Raw genomic sequence first — 18,782 nt, 5'->3', positions numbered from 1 at the left:
AATTAAATTGCTGATAATCAAACGTTTGTATTTGGCTTGTGAGTTGTATATACATTGTGCCTATATTTATAGAATAGTTTATTTTGTAATGTAAAATTGTATTTTATTAGTTTGAATAGAACTATAATAATAATATATAAACGTTTTTTCAATTTATTAAACGGTAGTTGACTTCTTGTAAAACCTCCCTCTACATTTGTGTTGTCTCTCAGCTATACGAGGCAGTTAACATGTGACTATAACCATTTTAGACACAGTGCACACCATGAACGTTAAATCTACCAAAAACCGGTTTTCATTTTCTTCTACAGTCAGGGTTGCTACATACCCGCACTCGTCAGATAGCGTTTCGGCGAGTACGCTCCTACTTGATACTTTCTTCTAAACCAGCATTTTGTACGTATTGCCAGATTCGTACGGCTGTATTCGCGAGAGAAAAACTATTTGCTCTGTCGAACCAATCAAGATATTATGAAGAAAGTATATCTATCCCTGTTTTTGGGTCTGTTTGCCGCTGGGCTCAAAGCTCAGACTATATCGGCCACACTCGAACAGAGTGGATCGGCTAACGGTACGGTGATTAATCAGCAAGGTGCTGATCATCAGGCTGATTGGCGGCAGGTAGGTACGCAAAACAACTCGGTTGTGAACCAACTTTCGGGGGGCAGCGCCACTCCTCACCGGGCTACGCTACGCCTAAGGGGTGCCAATAGTGCAAATAATACCATTGAGGTAAACCAACTTGGCTCTGGCAATACGGCTGATTTGGAACTACGCGGGTCTGACAATCAGCTCGATGTGGTACAGCGGAAAACCGGAAATCAGGCAACTGTCGACATGGATGTGCAGGGCAGAACAAGCCGGAACCAACTAACCATTCGGCAAACGGGCAGCCTCAATACGTTGGGCGTATCGGTAAGTGCAGGAGATGGCAACCGGTTGATTATTAGCCAGTCTGGAGATGGTAACACGATTTCGTCGGCTGCCGTGCTCGGTAACCGAAACCGGCTTGACTTGAACCAGGGCGGTAATCAAAATAGCATTACAACGACTCAATCCGGTGATGATCTGCGGATTGAAGTACTGCAAACTGGTAACCAAAATGGAGCTAATATTAGCCAAACTGGCAACCAGTCGGAGGCTTTCATCGCGCAGCCGGGCCATACGAACCAAGCCATCGTTCGCCAAACAAACAATCGGCAACAGGCAACCATAAACCAGACCGGCAATGGAGCCAGTGTGCAACTCGATCAGACCGGAGGGAACAACAACCAATACACCAGTACACAGGCAAGCGTAGATAATCGGCTCGATCTGGATCAGAACGGTTCTGGTAACGGATTGATGATTAGTCAGCTGGGAGCGTCTGGGCGCGTGTTGGGTGCAGGTCAGGTAGGTTCAAATAACCACCTGTCGATTGAGGTTTCGGCCAATGCAGTGACCGTACAGGTAAACCAAACAGGGGGTGGTAACACCGGAACATTCCGACAACGATGAAAACGATCTTGCAATTACTGGGCTCAGTTAGTGCTGTTTTGCTGGCTTCCACGGCCTTTGGTCAGGTTCGTGCTGAGCGGGTACCTCCCGAACCCGACCTTAATACGCCGGTAGGTGGCCTTCATGTGGGCTCAACGGTGGTGATTCGGCAATCGGGAAGTGGCAACCGGGCGGTGGTGCGGCAATCAGCGCGGGGCGTCGGCACGGAGGTGGTGGAAGCTCGTGGAAATACCAACTCTGTAGAGGTGCGTCACGATGGCCGCTCAACTGTAGTGATTGAGCAACAGGAGCGGCCGGCCTCCAAACGACCTGGGCCGCCCCCCCGAAAGCAGGAACAGTAACCAACCCAATTGATATAGGTATGCTTTGTAGCGGAGTGGGCCACCAGGTACTGCTCTTCCTCTTTTGAACGATTTGCTCTACGATCCGCCTAATCGGCTTTTGTGCATCCGACTTTATCCAGTTCATATTCCGTTTAAAAACAGTCAGAACCAATGAAAAAAGTAATTCTTACCGGCGCAGCCCTGATGGCGTTCGCAGCCGCTTCGTTCGCGCAGAACAATTCAACTGTTAATCAGGCAGGCAATGGGCAAACAGCTGAGGCTACACAATATGGTAATCAACAAACATCTACTATTCAGCAGGTTGGTGCTTCGGGGCTGAATTTTGGTAACTATGCTTCAACGAATCAGGGTACGCAGGCTACTCCCGCAACAGGCTCTAATACGGCAGCCATCAATCAAAATGGATCGGGGACTAATGTATCGCAGGGTAACCGGGCTGCCAGTACGCAATTAGGCGGTGACCTCACCAGCACAATCAATCAAAACGCCGGCGCAAACGGGTCGAGTGGCGGAGAAACCACTAATAAGGCAACCTTAACGGCTAAGGCAGGGGATGGAAACTTTGCTGGTACCTTCCAACAAGGAACCTTGGGAAATGCTACCATCAACCAAAATAATGGTAGCCAGAAAAACGATGGTGAAATCTACCAGAATAACGCTGGAACAACAGCGAACAACGCTACCATTAATCAATCAATCAATTCGTCGGGAAATACGGCCGACGTATATCAGGGCTTTACGGCACCCGGTACTGCCGGTGCAGCTGTAAAAGGTAATACAGCCACTGTTAGTCAAGGGAAATTGGGGGTAAGCGTTGCCGGTGGGGCATCAACAAATAATACGGCCACTGTCACTCAAGGTGCTGATGGCAACACAGCCCGTATTGATCAGGGAACAGATGCTAACCCAGATGGAGACGCAGCTAATAGTCAGGCAGGAACAGCTACTGGCAATCAGGCAACGGTTAATCAAACCGCAGCGGGTAATACGGCTACTGTTATTCAGGGCGCTGAGTACGGTATAGCTACGGATAACAAAGCAACTATTAACCAGTCGAATACGGGTAACACAGCCAGTGTTTATCAGGGAAATCTCTTCAATAGCAGTGCTACGAGTAGTGAGGCTACTGTAAATCAGAGCGGCTCTAACAGTTCTGCTTTAATTGGCCAAGGCTATATTGGAATTTCTTCTGGTGACCAGGCAACTATCAATCAAACCGCAAGTGGTAGTACTGCCCGTGCATATCAAGGCTACGGAAGTAATTCTGAATCATCAGGAAACGAAATTTCCATCACACAAGGTGGGAGTAGCAACTTCGCTCAGGTTGCACAGAGCGTTGGTTCTGCGGCTGGCGACGGAAAAGCAACCGGTAGTGGTAATAACGGAACTATTACTCAGGATTCGGATGTAGCAGGTTCTTCTGCCCGTATTGATCAGGGTTGGGGCGGCTCAACGGGGACTCCCTCATCAGCAAATAATAATGATGCCACTATTTCTCAGGAAGGCGGTTCAGGCCATAATGCTCGTATTAGTCAGGGGCGTCCCGATGCTCGAGATGCGCAGAACGGTACAGTCGCTCTTGAATTTGGGGTAACGCTTGGCTCTGATGCAACTGATGGTGATGCTACCATTACCCAGGTTTCTGGTACAAGCCATGATGCCAACATCTACCAGTCTGGTGTAAACAATAGTGCATCGGTAACCCAAACAGATGGTGCTGATAAGCAGGCTCTGATTGTGCAGACGGGTGGGGGTACCAATGCGGATGCAGACATTTTGCAAGGTGGAGCCGGAACGGGTAATAATGCCAAAATTTATCAGGTAGGTGGAAACTTGAACAATGCCGATATTAATCAGATTTCGGGTTCAAATAGTATCGCTGTTATTCGGCAGGGAGATGGAAGTATTGTGTCAAGTAATAATACGGCCCTGATGACTCAGGATGGCAGTACGAACGAGGCTCGGTTGTTACAAACGGGTAACAACCAGGTCGCCACTGCTACCCAAACCGGAGACAATAACATTCTCCGTGGTTTGACGGGGGCGGGCTCGTTTGCTACACAGGCTGGCGACGGGAACGCCCTGACTGTATCGCAAACCAGCACTGGGATCGGAAATATTGCCAATGTTGGGCAAAATGGCGTAGGCAATACCGCTACCATCACTCAGAACAACTAACTCCGGTTAGCGCAAATCCGTACACGGTAGCCCTCTCTGACCCCAGCCGGGGCGGGGAGGGCACCGTGATAGTCATTTCATCTTAATAACTCCACGATGAAAAAGATCATCCTCACCGGGGCCGCACTGATGGCCTTCGCGGCAGTCAGCTACGCCCAGAGTAACTCGGCTACGCTCAACCAGAACGGCAGTAGCCAAACCGCTGAGCAAACCCAAACGGGTACGTATCAAAACTCCAGTGTTCAGCAGGACAAACAGTCGTCGACAAACGTTGGCAACTTTGCCGGAACCACCCAAAATACCAGCGGGCAGGGAGGCTCGGCACCAACCAACGCGTTTATCAACCAACTCAACGGTTCTAATCAAAACTGGGCCGACGTTAACCAGTCGGGTGGGCGCGGAAGTACGGCTACCATTAACCAGAAGGATAAAAGTGGAGGTAGTGGTAGTGGTTCGCCTACGGTCGGAGCAACGGACCAGGCTGCCGTTGAGGCTGCCGGAGGCAACTACGCCGACGTGGATCAGGTTGGGGCAACGCATACGGCTACAGTTAACCAGAACGGCACCAACACCAACGCCAGTACGGGTAATCTGGCCGATGTGAACCAGAATGGGGCTAACCAGACGGCTACGGTCGATCAGAACGCGGGAGCCAATGGCGCAAGCTCCAATAACAATGCGGTGGTTACGCAGAACGGGGCTTTTAATGTAGCTGTCACAAATCAGAACAACCGCAGCGCAGGCAACACGGCAACCGTAACACAGTTTGGAAGCGGAGCCACATCAGCGGCCGATCAGCTGAATACGGTGATTACCCGGCAAAACGGTAACAGTTCTGTACAGTCGACGGGTAACCAGATTACGGTAACTCAGGGCACGGCTGGTACGCCCATACGTAATACGCAGGCATTGGCTACGCAATTAGGAGCGAGCAATGAAATCACTATTACGCAAATAGGTGGCAATAATAACCGCATTGTAAATAACGGTACACCGGGTTTAGCAGTAAACCCGTATGAAGACAATGCGGAATCAATGGGTGTAATTCAGGTTGGGACTGGTAACCGGACTACGGTAAACCAGAATGGCGCAAGTAACAACGCCAACGAGATTGAAGCATTCGGAAACGCAAATACCACTGCCGTAGATCAACTTGGTAATAATAATGAGGCCACGGTACGGATGACTCCCATTCGTGGAACCGGTAACGATAATAACAACATCCAGATCCGGCAAACGGGTAATAACAACAACGCCAGATTTATACTACGGGCCGCAAATACAGCTACCGAAGCTAATCCTAATTTCTCCATTACACAGACAGGTAATGAGCATTGGGCGCGAGTGCAGGTCTACGGAGATGCCGCTTCGCAGAGCGGTGCGGTTGGGAAAGACAATGAAGTTATTGTTAGTCAGAGCGGTACAAATACAAACGCTGCTACTCGGAATCTGGTGAATGCTGCCATTGATGGTGATAATAATAGGGTACAAGTTACCCAAAACTCGGGTACGGCTCTTCCCGGGAACTCCATTGGTGTTACGGGAGAAAGTAGTGGTGGTGATATTAGTAATGCGGGCCGGGGGCTGTACCTGAGCGGTGATTTTAGTGATGTTGAGCTTTCGCAGACGGGCAATGGTAACCAGATTAACATGGCCGTGCAAAGTACAGCCATGGCTCAATCAGAAGGGAATACGGTAGATATCATGCAAACGGGTAACAATAACCGGGTTGGCACAGGTGGCGGTGGTGGTACTACGGTTGACAATGCCTCGGCTCGGGGTTTGTACATCACCGGTACTTCGAACCAGGTTACCATTAATCAGGATGGTGGGGATGAGGTAAAGGCTAAACAAAACGGCAATGATAAGCTGACGGTGAAGCAACAGAATGGAGCTTCAACTGCGGCCCAAAGCAACCGGGTGCTGATGGATCAGCAGGCGGGTTTCAACGAGGCCGACATTACTCAAAACGGGTCAGGCAACTTTGTGTATGGGCTGGGAGGGGCAAACACGTTCGGTACGCAGCAAGGGGGAGCCTTGGCGGACCCGAATAAGCTCAACATTACGCAATCGAATGGTGGAGCCACGGGCAATAACGCTTTCGTTGGTCAGAATGGTGCGGGGAATATGATCAATATTACCCAGAGTAAGTAAGTGCATGATGTTTGTCTTCTGATAATCAGTTATTTGTTTTTTGCTGCTCGTTATGCATTTGCTTCGGCCTAAGTACTTGATAGTAAAAATGAGAGGATGAGTCGGAGTCCAGCAGACTGCCTTTGTAGTCTGCTGGCTTCTCTAGTCCGAACCACCCATTTTATACGTTGAACAACCATGAAAATGTACTTTGCATTGGGCGCTCTGCTCCTGACCGGCGTAGCCCACGCCCAAACGTCGGAAGCGTATTGGCGCTCCGACATTGTGCCCACGCCTACTATACAGCAGGCCGTTGTCACAGCCCTCACACCAGCTGGTGCCCCCGGTACAGGCAGCACCGCTACAGCCGCAATCATCAACCAGACGGGCCAGAACAACCGGTTCAGCTTCGAGGGGGCTGCAGGCAACACCGGTAATCAGATCACGTTTACCCAGATGGGCCAGAACAACCAGCTTGACTTTTCGCTTACGGGAAGCAACAATACCTATCTGCTCGAGCAGCTGGGCAACCGTAATGTGCTTGATCTGAAAAATATGCAGACCAACGGTGTTCGGTTAGAAATTGAGCAAATCGGTGATGGCAACGGACTGCAAACCAACGGGTATCCGCTCAGTAACCCGGCTATTCCGCTCCGAATTACGCAGACGGGCGGTATGCGCCTGATCATCAACTAACATCCCGTATGCACCGTTTTTGGGTATTTTTCCTGACGCTAATGATGGCGTTGGCCGGCCACGCTATGGCCCAGCAGGACCCCGATGTGCCCGGCATGGCCGATCTGAACGATGTGCTTCGCGAGGACGCCAACCTGGAAGGGGGCAGCACTACCACCTTGCTGCTTGACAACACCCGTAGCAAAGTGGGCCGCGACTTCTACGAGTTTTTCTTCCGCGCTTTCAACGAAGCCCCCCAAACGGAAGCCCCTCTACCGGCCCAGGCTCCGCTGGCTAACCCTGCCGATTCGAGCAAGGTAGCCGTACAGAAGCCCCTCGAATTTGAGCTTGATCTGTTTTTGATTGCTATCGATGAATTACCCGCCAACTCGGGCACGGGGAGCATCATCTCCGTATCCATCAACGATGAGCTTGTCTTTCAGCAGTTCATTCAGAACCGGCTCGATACCATCGAGGAGTTTGCCGTCGCCACCGCCCAGGGCGTACGCCAGTACGTCGCCACCTACAATGAAACCCAGCAGCAGCTCGGCAACGAAGACCAGAAAGGCTCCGGGGTGTACTGAACAGAATGCATAAACCGATTGAACATAAACGTGGTATGAACAAACACAACTCACTTTTGGGGCTGGCGTTGTTGGGGCTGATGGCCCTGGCACCCGCGGCCCGCTCACAGGCCTTGATTTACCGGCCGGTAAACCCCTCCTTTGGGGGCAACACCTTCAATTATCAGTGGATGCTCAGTTCGGCTCAGGCTCAGGACCGGCTTAAAGACCCGGCCGCGGGCCGAACCAGCCGCGCTACCAACACGCGTACCTCATCGCTCGAGGACTTCTCCGAGAGCCTGCAGCGCCAACTCCTCAGCCGGATCACCCGTGACCTGATCGACAATCAGTTTGGCGAAGAAGACCTCAAAGAAGGGGTGTTTCAGTTTGGTGATTTTCAGGTGGAAATCCGCAATGCCTCCGATGGAGTCCTCATCCGGATTGTCGACGGCAAAGGGGGCGAAACCACCGTGACGGTCCCTTACTTCTGATAAGCCCTGGCCTGGTTTGGCGGATTCAACGCACGTAACTGCCGGGCCCTAATCATCACAACCATGACTCTGTTTTCATCCTATCACTTGCTCCGGGCTGGGGCAATGGGGGCCCTTTTGTACCTGCTGCAAGGGTGCTCAGCCTATTTTCACCAGCCCACCGGCACCCGAAAAGCACGCCTGGGGGAAGATACCCCCCTCACCGGCGACCTCCGCAGCCTGCCCCCGCCCCGCGAGAAAATTGTGGCGGCTGTCTACAAATTCCGCGACCAGACCGGCCAGTACAAACAGTCGGAAGTGGGAACCAGCTTCTCCACCGCTATTTCGCAGGGCACCACCAATATTCTGCTCAAGGCCCTCGAAGAAAGCAACTGGTTCACCACCATCGAACGCGAAAACGTGGCCAACCTGCTCAACGAGCGCAAGATTGTGCGGTCGAGTGTGGCCCAGTACAAAGAAGGCGAAAACCTGCCTCCCCTGCTGTTTGCGGGTATTATTCTCGAAGGCGGTATTGTGAGTTACGATGCCAACATTATCACGGGCGGGGCGGGCCTGCGGTACTTTTCGGCAGGAGGGTCTACCCAGTACCGGCAAGACCGGGTGACGGTGTACCTGCGGGCCGTGGCCACCCGCTCGGGGAAGATTCTCAAAACGGTGTACACCTCCAAAACCATCCTGTCGCAGTCGGTCGATGCGGGCCTGTTCCGTTACGTACAGTTTAAGCGGTTGTTGGAGGCCGAAACCGGCTTTACCACCAACGAGCCGGCCCAGATGGCCGTAACCGAGGCTATTGAAAAAGCTGTGCAGGCGCTGATTCTGGAAGGAATCCGTGATAACCTCTGGACGCCCGCCGACAAGGCCGCCGGTCAGATGAAGACACTCGTGGAGGCTTACGAGCGCGAAAAAGCCGACATGAGCCAGGTGGATGTGTACGGTATGAAACATGCCGCTATGGATGCCCCCTTCATAACCTTGCAGCCGCAACTGTCGGGTTGGCGTCTCTACGGCGACTACAACCGGCGGACCACCCAGCTCGGGTATGGTGTGGCACTTGATTTTCATCTGACCCCCAGGCTGGGCTTGCAGATGAATGCGTCGACGGGCCGGTTCGTGCATACCGAACAGTTCGACCGCCGGGTCAGTACCGTCGAGCTGAACCTGCTGTTTCGGCCCCTGCCCTATCAGAAAGTCTCGCCAGTTCTGTCTGTTGGTGGTGGGGTAATTGCCCGACAACCCGGCCAGACTCCTTTTAGGTTGGCTGGGCAGCAATACGCTAAAATGAACGCGGGGGTTGGGGTGCAGTTTACCCCCAGCCGAACCATCGGCTTCCGGACCATGCTCGAATACCACCAGCCCCTCACCGATGGGCTCGAGGGGCAGACGGTGGGTCAGTTCAATGACTACTACCTGCGCGGTAGCCTGGGCCTAACCTTCCATCTTGGTCAGTTTCGGTCGGGGCGTAAAGCGACTAGCAACCCATAATCATCACCTGTTTGCATCCCCATTTTCATGAGACATTTTCGTTTGTTTATCTCTTTTTGCGCTGGTCTGCTGGGCCTGTGGAGCTGCACCGAAGATACGTTCGTAGAGCCGACCCGGCTGGCTACGGTGCGCGGACAGGTGCTTGTGTCAACTACCCGACAGCCCGTGCGCGGGGCGCTGGTGCGCATTAGTCCCGGTGGCCGCATCACCGAAACCGATTCGACGGGCAACTTCCGGTTTGATAGTGTATTGGCGGGTCGCTACACGGTTTCGGCCACCAAAGAGCCGTTTCGGACCGAGGTGGCCACGGTGGAAGCTGATGTGCAGCTGGTGTCGCAAATTACCCTGCTGCTGGTCGAAGACCGGACGCAGAACAAGGCCCCCACGCCCCCGGCCTCCGTAACGCCCACCTCAGGTACGGCCAATGTACCCACCACACTCACCCTCAAATGGCGGGCTACCGACCCCAACCGCGACACCCTGCGGTACGATGTGCGTCTGTTCCGGGAGGGGAGCACCTCGCCCACGCAGTCCTTCACGGGCTTGCTGGCCGACTCGCTGGTAGTGGCCAACCTGGCCTACAACACCACCTACATCTGGCAGGTGACCGTCCGCGATGGAGTCAACACGGTCAATAGCCCGTTGTTCTCGTTCCGCACCCGGCCCTTCCCCGACCTGCCGTATCTGTTTGCCCGACGGGTGGGGGGGCAGTACCAGATTTTCGCCAGCGGCCCCAGCCCCTCGGAGGTGCAGCAGCTGACCCAATCGGGTAGTAACTGGCGGCCCATCGGCAGCCCCGACCGGCGGCAGATCGCGTTTATCTCGAACGTGGACACCGAAACGTTTCTGTACGTGATGAATGCCGATGGGAGCAACAGTCGGCGGGTGACGTCGGTACCCATCGGTGGGCAGTCGGCTACGGACCTGTCGTTTTGCTGGTCGCCCGATGGCACTCAACTGGTCTTCCCGAGCTATGATAAGCTCTATACTGTTCGGACCGATGGCACGGGCTTGCGGCAACTGGCTACGGCCCCGGCGGGCCGTTTCTTTGCCGGTTGCGACTGGTCGGGTCAGGGCAACCGGCTGGTTGCCCGCACGACGGCGGGTTTCTACGACCACGATATTGTGATTGTGCCGGTGGCGGGTGGAGCGCTGACGCCCGTGTTTAGCCGCCGGAGTAGCCGGGTGGGGAACCCGGTCTTTTCGCCCGATGGCCGGCAGTTGCTTCTGTCAGTCGATTTAGGAACCCTACAGAACGAGCAGGGACGGCAACTGGATGCCCGTTTGTTTGTGCTGGATCTGGTGAGTGGTACGCTGACGGATCTTTCGTCGGTGCGGACGGAGAATCAAAGTCAGACCTCGAAGCCGGCGGGTACCAATGATCTCGATCCACAGTTTAGTCCCAATGGTGCCCGCATCATTTTCACCAACACGGACAACACCCATACCGGCCCCCGCACGATTCAGGTGATGGATGTGGATGGTCGTAACCGTCAACAGGCTGTTCAGCAGGGCGAGATGCCTTTCTGGCGATAGCTTGTGTTTGAGTACCACGTTCAACGTGACCGAAAAGCTCCCAACCTTTGGATGGGGGCTTTTTTCGGTTGCGCATTACGAGTGGGTCGGGCTATGGCCAATAAAAAAAGCCGCTCAATTGATGAGCGGCTTTGAGCCTCTACGGGACTTCGAACGGGGCGGCCCTCCGTCTGCGACCTACGCATCACGAATGCGTCGGGCTATGGCCAATAAAAAAAGCCACTCATCAATTGAGCGGCTTTGAGCCTCCTACGGGATTCGAACCTGCGACCTACGCATTACGAATGCGTCGCTCTACCAGCTGAGCTAAGGAGGCAATTTGGGGTAACAATAGGCTGTAAGTTGCCTACAGTTTCCGAAAAGGTTCGCAAATATATACGGGCAATTGACCCAACGCAAGATTTTACGTCTCTACCGCCCTGTTTTTTCGTAAATTTGCGGCATGATTTCCATTACGAACCTGTCGTATTATCTGGGAAGCAGAGCGTTGTACGAGAACGCTTCCCTGCATATAAAGCCAAACCAGAAAATTGGATTAATTGGCCTCAACGGAACCGGTAAATCGACGCTCCTCCGGATTATCACGGGCGAATATCAGATCGATGGCGGCACTATATCCAAAGCGGGCGATGTGACCATCGGCTTCCTCAACCAGGACTTGCTGTCGTACCAAACCGACGATTCGATTTTGTCGGTAGCCATGCAGGCTTTCGAGCGGCAGAACAAGCTTCAGGCTCGTATCGATGAATTGCTGCACGAGATGGAAACCAACTATTCCGACGATTTGGTGGATAAGCTGGGCAAGGCGCAGGAAGAGTTCGAAGCCCTGGACGGCTACAGTGTACAGGCCAAAGCGGAGGAAATTCTGGAAGGGCTTGGTTTCTCGACCGACGATCTGCAGAAGCCGTTGCGTCAGTTCTCGGGGGGATGGCGGATGCGCGTGATGCTGGCCAAACTGCTGTTGCAGAAACCCTCGTTGCTGATGCTCGACGAACCAACCAACCACCTTGACTTACCGTCGATTCAGTGGGTGGAAAAGTATATTCAGACTTATGAGGGAGCCGTTATTGTGGTTTCGCACGACCGGGAGTTTCTGGATAATGTGATCGACGTGACGGTTGAGGTGGCCAATGCCAAACTGAACCTGTACTCGGGGAATTACTCGTTTTATCTGGAAGAAAAAGCTCTGCGGAATGAGATTCAGAAAGGAGCTTATGAAAACCAGCAGGCCAAAATCCGGCAGACTGAGCGGTTTATCGAACGCTTTAAGGCGCAGGCTACCAAGGCTAAGCAGGCACAGAGCCGAGTGAAACAACTCGCCCGGATGGAACGGATCGATGATGTGATTGATGAGGCTGCCCGCGTAAACTTCAAGTTTCAGTTTTCGACTCAGCCCGGTCGGCACATTCTGCACTTGGATAACATTACGAAGCATTACGGCCCCAAACGCATCTTGACCAAGGCTGACATCCGGCTCGAACGGGGTGACAAAGTGGCCCTGATTGGCGCTAACGGACGGGGTAAATCGACGCTATTGCGGATCATCTCGGGCTCAGAGCCGCTTAACGAAGGTAACCGGCAACTGGGTCATAATGTCTCGTTTAGTTTCTACGCCCAGCACCAGCTGGAATCGCTGAATGTAGAGGATACGCTGCTCGACGAACTGAAGCACGCTAACCCAACCAAAACAGAGGGTGAACTTCGGGGTGTTTTGGGTTGCTTTTTGTTTTCGAACGACGAAGTATTCAAGAAAATCAAGGTACTCTCGGGGGGCGAAAAGTCGCGGGTGGCGCTTGCCAAAGTGCTTTTGTCGCAAGCTAACTTCCTGTTGTTGGACGAACCAACCAACCACCTCGATATGCAGTCGGTGAATATCCTGATTCAGGCACTGGAACAGTACGAGGGTACGTACGTGGTAGTTTCGCACGACCGCTACTTTGTATCGCAGATTGCCAACAAAATCTGGTATATCGAAGACGAGCAGATTAAAGAGTTCCCCGGCACATTTGACGAATACGAGTGGTGGATGCAGGAGAAAAAAGCCGCCGGAACGAGTAACGGGTCGGTTGCCAAACAGGCCAGCAATGCTACGGTATCGGCCCCTGCCAAGGCCTCTTCGACCAATGGCCGTGCCGGCGACGACGAGCGCCGGGAGTGGCAACGAACCTTGAAAAAACTAACGCAGCAGGCCGAAGAATCGGAAACGAGAATAGGGCAACTTGAAGAACGCAAAAAGCGGCTCGAAGCCGAATTGGCCGACCCGGCTACTTACGGTGATGATAAGCTGATGCAGGCCCGCAATGACGAGTACCACCGGGTGATGAAAGAGATGAATCAGCTTCAGGACGAGTGGGAGTCGGCCATGCTGGAAGTAGAAGAATTGGAGGCAAAGCTGAAATAGCGTTGTCGGAAGGAGTTGTAGAGCTGTCATCTCGTTACAGAGGGATGACAGCTCTTTTTTTAGGCGCTAAGCTGATAAACGGTGAACGATGACAGCTCTCTAAACGAGCTGTCATCGTTCATCACAACTTCATTTCCCAGCCTTTCTGGTACTCGCGGGCCCAGAGTTTCATGGCTTCTTTATCGTTCAGGATATGGCCGTTGGCGGGGTCGCAGCGCAACACGCGACCTGTGCGGTAGGCAATATTACCCAGCTGCGGCAGTAGCGTCGATTTATGGCCTGTATCGATGGGGCAGGTCGGTTTGGTCGTACCCCGAATGGCTTCGACGAAATTTTTGAGGTGCAAACCATCCAACAGTTCGCCCATGCCCATGGTGTTGGTACGGTCGGCTTCCTGGAGTTCGGTTTTTACGTCTTTAATCAGCTTGTTTTCCAGGTTATACACCTTGTAGTCGTCGCCACCGGGCACAACCATCGTTCCTTTCTCGCCGTAGAAAATAACACCGCGCCCGGTGCCCTCGCTGTTGAAACCGTTGCAGCTCCGACCCTCCCAATGGCAGGCTGTGTTGTTCGGAAATTTAAACGAAATAGTCTGGGTATCGGGCGTTTCCCAGTCGTCCTGATAAGCGAACCGCCCCCCAATTGAAGCCACCTCTACGGGGTAATCGACACCGAGGCCCCACCGGATTACGTCGAGCTCGTGGGTGCCGTTGTTAAGAGCTTCGCCCGTACCCCAGTGCCAGAACCAGTGCCAATTATAATGCACGAGATTGTCTTTGTAATCGCGCCGGGGGGCGGGGCCTTGCCAAAGGTCGAAGTTGAGCGACGACGGAACCGGCGTTACCTTACCTACCCCAATGGGTTTGCGGGCGTTGGCATACCAGCCCTTGGCGAAATACACCCGGCCAATCACGCCATCGCGTAGTTCCTGCATGGCCTGCTGAATCTTAGGGAACGAGCGCCGTTGGCTACCCATTTGAATCAACTTGTTGTACTTCTGGGCAGCCGCCACGAGCATTTCGCCCTCAGCCGGGTTATGGGCACAGGGTTTCTCGACGTAAACGTGCTTGCCCGCCTTCACGGCCATTAGCGAAGCCGGTGCGTGCCAGTGGTCGGGAGCGGCCACCATCATCGCATCCATGTCTTTTTCTTCGAGCATCTTCCGAACGTCGGTATATGCTTTGGGCTTTTTGCCGGTGATTTTGTAGATGTCGTCAACAGTTTTATCCACTACTTTCTGGTCGACATCGCACACAAATCCCACTTCGACATTGGGCATCTTGGCAAACATGCGCGCCAGAAAAAAGCCCCGGCTGTTGGTGCCCATGCTACCGATCACCACTTTTTCGTTGGGCGATCCCTTGAAAACCGGAATGTGTGGGGCTACCCACAGCCCGGCACCGGCCACCGATGCCTGCTTAATAAACTCTCGACGGGTTGACATACGTGAATAAAGGGTATTGGTTAATGCTTACCCGTTAAGCGTTGATGCGTAGCTAATTTACTGTCTGTTAGGCCCGATAAAATGACAAGACGGCCACCTGGGGGCAGCCGTCTTGTCTATCACTCAGAAAAACGAATAGCGTTTGGTTAGTAACCCAGTACAGGAGCCAGCCAACGTTCTATGTCTTCAACCGACATATTCTTGCGGTGCGCGTAGTCGATTACCTGGTCTCTAGCAATTTTTCCGACCGAGAAGTACTTCGACTCGGGGTGGCTGAAATAGAAACCACTCACCGACGAGGCTGGGTACATGGCAAAGCTTTCAGTTAGCGAAATACCTACCTGACCGGCATCGAGCAATTCAAACAGCGTGGCCTTTTCGGTATGGTCGGGGCAGGCCGGGTAGCCCGGTGCCGGCCGGATACCCTGGTACTCTTCTTTGATGAGCTCGTCGTTGGTGAGGTTTTCGCCAGCCGCGTAGGGCCAGAACTCCGTCCGAACGCGGTGGTGCATCAACTCAGCAAAGGCTTCGGCCAACCGGTCGGCGAGGGCTTTTACCAGAATGCTGTTGTAATCGTCGTGGTCGCGTTCGTATTTGTCAATCAGAGCCTCAATGCCGATACCCGCTGTCACGGCAAACGCGCCGATGTAATCTTCGCGACCACTGTTGAGAGGGGCTACAAAATCGGCCAGGCTGAGGTTGGGTAGGCCGGCGGCTTTCTGGTTTTGCTGCCGCAGAAAGTGAAGAACCGCTTTCGTGTCATAAACCAGCTCGCCTGCTTCGCCCACCGACATCATGGACTGACCAGCTGCTAACCGTTCTGCAACAACCTGACTTATTTTGTACTCAATGTGCTGGTGCGAACCGTGCCGCTCGCAGGGAATTTCGCGGGTGAGCTCGTCAAAATCATGCAGCAACACGTCGTCTTCGGTTGCGTTGGCCGGGTAAAACCCAACCACCGCCTTGGCCTGCAACAGCTTGTTATCAATGATTTCCTGCAACAACCGCTGCGCGTCGTCGTAGAGTTTGCGGGCTTCTGCACCTACCGTGGCATCGTCCAGAATCTTCGGGAATTTTCCGTGAAGCTGCCAGGTCTGGAAAAACGGTGTCCAGTCGATATACTGGGCGATGTCGGCCAGTGGGTAATCCTGGAAGTACCGATTCCCCAAAAAGGCGGGCTTGGTTGGCTCAAACGCCGACCAGTCGATGGGGACACTGTTGGCCCGGGCCTTCTCGATGCCGAGCAGGTTTTTCTCTTTCTGGCGTTTGGCGTGTTCTTCGCGGAGCTTAGCGTATTCGGCTTTGATTTCGCGGAAAATATCGTTGCGGGTGCTTTCGGTTTCGCTCACCAGCCGCCCGGCCACGGGTACACTCCGGCTGGCATCCAGTACGTGAATAACCGGCCCCGAATAGTGCGGGTCAATTTTTACGGCCGTATGAATCCGCGAGGTGGTTGCGCCCCCAATCAGTAGCGGAATGGTAAAGCCCTGGCGCTCCATCTCTTTGGCTACGCCCACCATCTCATCGAGCGAAGGCGTGATGAGACCGCTCAGTCCAATAATATCAACGTTGTGTTTTTTGGCTTCGGCCAGAATTTTGTCGGTGGCCACCATAACGCCGAGGTCAACAATTTCGTAGTTGTTGCAGCCAAGCACCACCCCAACAATGTTCTTGCCGATGTCGTGTACATCACCCTTCACGGTAGCCAGCAGAATTTTACCGGCTGAAGATGCTCCACCGCTTTTTTCGGCCTCGATAAATGGCGTCAGGTAAGCCACTGCCTTTTTCATCACCCGGGCCGATTTAACCACCTGGGGCAGAAACATTTTACCTGCGCCAAACAGGTCACCCACTACGTTCATGCCATCCATGAGAGGGCCTTCAATTACGTGCAAGGGCCGTTCTACGCTTTGCCGGGCTTCTTCTACGTCGATGTCGATGTAGTCGGTGATCCCTTTAATCAGGGCATGTTTGAGCCGCTCGCCAACAGGTTCGTTACGCCAGGCATCGTCCTGAACAATTGCTTTTCCCTTCGCTTTCACGGTTTCAGCGAAAGCCACCATCCGTTCGGTAGCGTCGGGTCGGCGGTTCAGGAGAACGTCTTCGACGTGCTCAAGCAGGTCTTTCGGAATATCGTCGTAAATAGCCAGCTGACCCGCGTTGACAATGCCCATGTCGAGCCCGGCCCGGATGGCGTGGTACAAAAACGCCGAGTGCATAGCCTCGCGCACGGGTTCGTTGCCCCGGAACGAGAACGAAATATTCGACACGCCCCCCGATACTTTGGCTAAAGGCAGGTTTTGCTTAATCCAGCGGGTAGCGTTGATAAAATCAACGGCATAGTTGTTATGCTCGTCGATACCGGTAGCTACGGTCAGAATATTCGGGTCGAAAATGATGTCCTGCGGCTGAAACTGGACCTTGTCGACCAGAATTCGGTACGCACGCTCGCAGATTTCAATGCGTCGCTCGTAAGAATCGGCCTGTCCTGTTTCGTCAAAGGCCATCACCACAGTGGCCGCTCCGTATCGCTTCACCAGCTGTGCCTTTTCGATAAAGGCTTCTTCGCCTTCTTTGAGCGAAATAGAGTTTACAATGGCTTTACCCTGTACACATTTCAACCCGGCCTCGATTACCTCCCACTTTGAGGAGTCGATCATGATCGGCACGCGGGCAATGTCGGGTTCCGACGCAATCAGGTTCAGGAAGGTGGTCATAGCCTCGACCGAATCGAGCATGCCTTCGTCCATGTTCACGTCGATGACCTGTGCCCCATTCTCAACCTGTTGGCGAGCTACCGTCAAAGCCGCATCGTAGTCGCCCGCTTTAATCAGCCGGGCGAAAGCCTTGGAGCCCGTTACGTTGGTCCGTTCGCCAATGTTCAGGAAGTTAGTTTGCTCCGTGATTTTCAAGGGCTCCAGTCCGCTCAGCTTCTGAAACGGCTCCGGTTGCGGTTTAGGACGGGGCGGGTATGCCGAAACGGTTTGCGCGATTGCCCGAATGTGGTCGGGAGTCGAGCCGCAGCAACCGCCGACGATGTTCACAAACCCGTCTTTGACGAAACCTTCGATCTGAGCCGCCATTTCGTCGGGCGACTGATCGTACTCGCCCATTTCGTTGGGCAGACCCGCGTTCGGGTAGGCCGAGGTGAAAAAGGGCGCGGTATTGGATAGCGTCTGTACATACGGGCGCAGCAGTTCCGCACCCATCGCGCAGTTCAGACCAATGCTGAGAAGGGGCAGGTGCGACACGGAATACAGGAACGCTTCGGTAGTTTGGCCCGACAACGTACGACCCGATGCGTCGGTGATCGTTCCCGACACCATGATCGGGAGCGGCTGCCGACCCTTGTCCACAAAATATTTGTCGATGGCAAACAGCGCGGCTTTAGCGTTGAGGGTATCCGTAATAGTTTCGATCAGCAGCAGATCGGCCCCACCTTCGATCAGACCCGCCACCTGCGTGTAGAACGCTTCGACCAGTTGATCGAAAGTGATGGCCCGGTAGCCCGGATTATTCACATCGGGCGACATCGATGCCAGCCGGGTAGTTGGCCCCATAGCGCCTGCTACGAAACGGGGTTTGTCGGGTGTCTGCCGGGTCACTTCATCCGCTACTTCGCGGGCCAGTTTAGCCGACTCATAGTTGAGTTCGTACACCAGATGTTCCATGTAGTAGTCGGCCTGAGCCACCCACGTACCACTGAAGGTGTTGGTTTCGACAATGTCCGAACCCGCGTCGAGATATTGCCGATGAATTTCCTTGATGATGTGGGGCTGTGTCAACGACAATAAGTCATTGTTCCCTTTTACATCGTGCGGAAAAGTAGCGAAGCGCTCACCCCGATAGTCGGCTTCGGTGAGGTTGTAGCGCTGAATCATGGTTCCCATGGCGCCATCGAGAACCAGAATGCGTTCGTGCAGGAGGTCAGTAATCGTTTTCAAACGATACAATTGTTTATTTCCCCAGTGATAGTCAGCCAACTGACTGACTTAGAATAGTGCAAAAATAGTGCTTTTATAGTGGATAGGAACACGA

Annotated in this window: 12 protein-coding genes and 1 tRNA gene; 10 read left to right on the top strand and 3 right to left on the bottom strand. The window is 53.5% G+C overall.

Annotated features, from left to right (window positions below; all coding sequences use genetic code 11):
• Window positions 1-471: 471 nt before the first annotated feature.
• The 9 genes from F5984_RS25065 (at window position 472) to F5984_RS25025 (ending at window position 10,899) form a co-directional block, all read left to right on the top strand.
• Window positions 472-1,497 (top strand): hypothetical protein, encoded by a 1,026-nt coding sequence (locus tag F5984_RS25065; RefSeq protein ID WP_152126934.1) that lies wholly within the window; start codon window positions 472-474, stop codon window positions 1,495-1,497.
• On the top strand, window positions 1,494-1,838 hold the full coding sequence (locus F5984_RS25060) for a hypothetical protein (protein WP_152126932.1): 345 nt from the start codon (window positions 1,494-1,496) through the stop codon (window positions 1,836-1,838). The genes F5984_RS25065 and F5984_RS25060 overlap by 4 nt, the downstream gene beginning before the upstream one ends.
• Before the next feature lie 153 nt (window positions 1,839-1,991).
• Window positions 1,992-4,019, top strand: a complete 2,028-nt coding sequence (locus F5984_RS25055) for a beta strand repeat-containing protein (RefSeq protein ID WP_152126930.1) — start codon at window positions 1,992-1,994, stop codon at window positions 4,017-4,019.
• 96 nt (window positions 4,020-4,115) lie between these two features.
• Window positions 4,116-6,173: a beta strand repeat-containing protein gene (locus F5984_RS25050; protein ID WP_152126928.1), complete on the top strand. Its 2,058-nt coding sequence runs from the start codon at window positions 4,116-4,118 to the stop codon at window positions 6,171-6,173.
• 177 nt (window positions 6,174-6,350) lie between these two features.
• A complete protein-coding gene (locus tag F5984_RS25045) occupies window positions 6,351-6,848 on the top strand; it encodes a hypothetical protein (RefSeq protein WP_152126926.1) in 498 nt (165 codons plus the stop codon).
• 8 nt (window positions 6,849-6,856) lie between these two features.
• Window positions 6,857-7,411, top strand: a complete 555-nt coding sequence (locus tag F5984_RS25040) for a CsgE family curli-type amyloid fiber assembly protein (RefSeq protein WP_152126924.1) — start codon at window positions 6,857-6,859, stop codon at window positions 7,409-7,411.
• A gap of 35 nt (window positions 7,412-7,446) precedes the next feature.
• Window positions 7,447-7,881 carry a curli production assembly/transport component CsgF gene (locus F5984_RS25035; protein ID WP_246169366.1) on the top strand — a complete coding sequence of 145 codons (435 nt, stop codon included), beginning with the start codon at window positions 7,447-7,449 and terminating at the stop codon, window positions 7,879-7,881.
• Window positions 7,882-7,944: 63 nt separating this feature from the next.
• Window positions 7,945-9,363: a CsgG/HfaB family protein gene (locus F5984_RS25030; protein WP_152126920.1), complete on the top strand. Its 1,419-nt coding sequence runs from the start codon at window positions 7,945-7,947 to the stop codon at window positions 9,361-9,363.
• A gap of 27 nt (window positions 9,364-9,390) precedes the next feature.
• Window positions 9,391-10,899, top strand: a complete 1,509-nt coding sequence (locus tag F5984_RS25025) for a carboxypeptidase regulatory-like domain-containing protein (RefSeq protein WP_152126918.1) — start codon at window positions 9,391-9,393, stop codon at window positions 10,897-10,899.
• A gap of 243 nt (window positions 10,900-11,142) precedes the next feature.
• Here F5984_RS25025 and F5984_RS25020 read toward each other — a convergent pair.
• Window positions 11,143-11,215, bottom strand: a tRNA-Thr gene (locus F5984_RS25020).
• Window positions 11,216-11,341: 126 nt separating this feature from the next.
• Between F5984_RS25020 and F5984_RS25015 the strand changes: the two genes are divergently transcribed.
• Window positions 11,342-13,300 carry an ABC-F family ATP-binding cassette domain-containing protein gene (locus F5984_RS25015; protein ID WP_152126916.1) on the top strand — a complete coding sequence of 653 codons (1,959 nt, stop codon included), beginning with the start codon at window positions 11,342-11,344 and terminating at the stop codon, window positions 13,298-13,300.
• Between the two features lie 121 nt (window positions 13,301-13,421).
• On the opposite strand, the gene F5984_RS25010 is transcribed toward F5984_RS25015, so the two are convergent.
• Window positions 13,422-14,744: a Gfo/Idh/MocA family protein gene (locus F5984_RS25010; RefSeq protein WP_152126914.1), complete on the bottom strand. Its 1,323-nt coding sequence runs from the start codon at window positions 14,742-14,744 to the stop codon at window positions 13,422-13,424.
• Between the two features lie 146 nt (window positions 14,745-14,890).
• On the bottom strand, window positions 14,891-18,688 hold the full coding sequence (metH, locus tag F5984_RS25005) for a methionine synthase (RefSeq protein ID WP_152126913.1): 3,798 nt from the start codon (window positions 18,686-18,688) through the stop codon (window positions 14,891-14,893).
• Window positions 18,689-18,782 lie beyond the last annotated feature (94 nt).

Source organism: Rudanella paleaurantiibacter (assembly GCF_009184635.1).
In the GTDB taxonomy this organism is placed as follows: domain Bacteria; phylum Bacteroidota; class Bacteroidia; order Cytophagales; family Spirosomataceae; genus Rudanella; species Rudanella paleaurantiibacter.
Note: the sequence above shows the minus strand (reverse complement) of the source record. Positions and strands in the feature narration are given on the sequence as shown.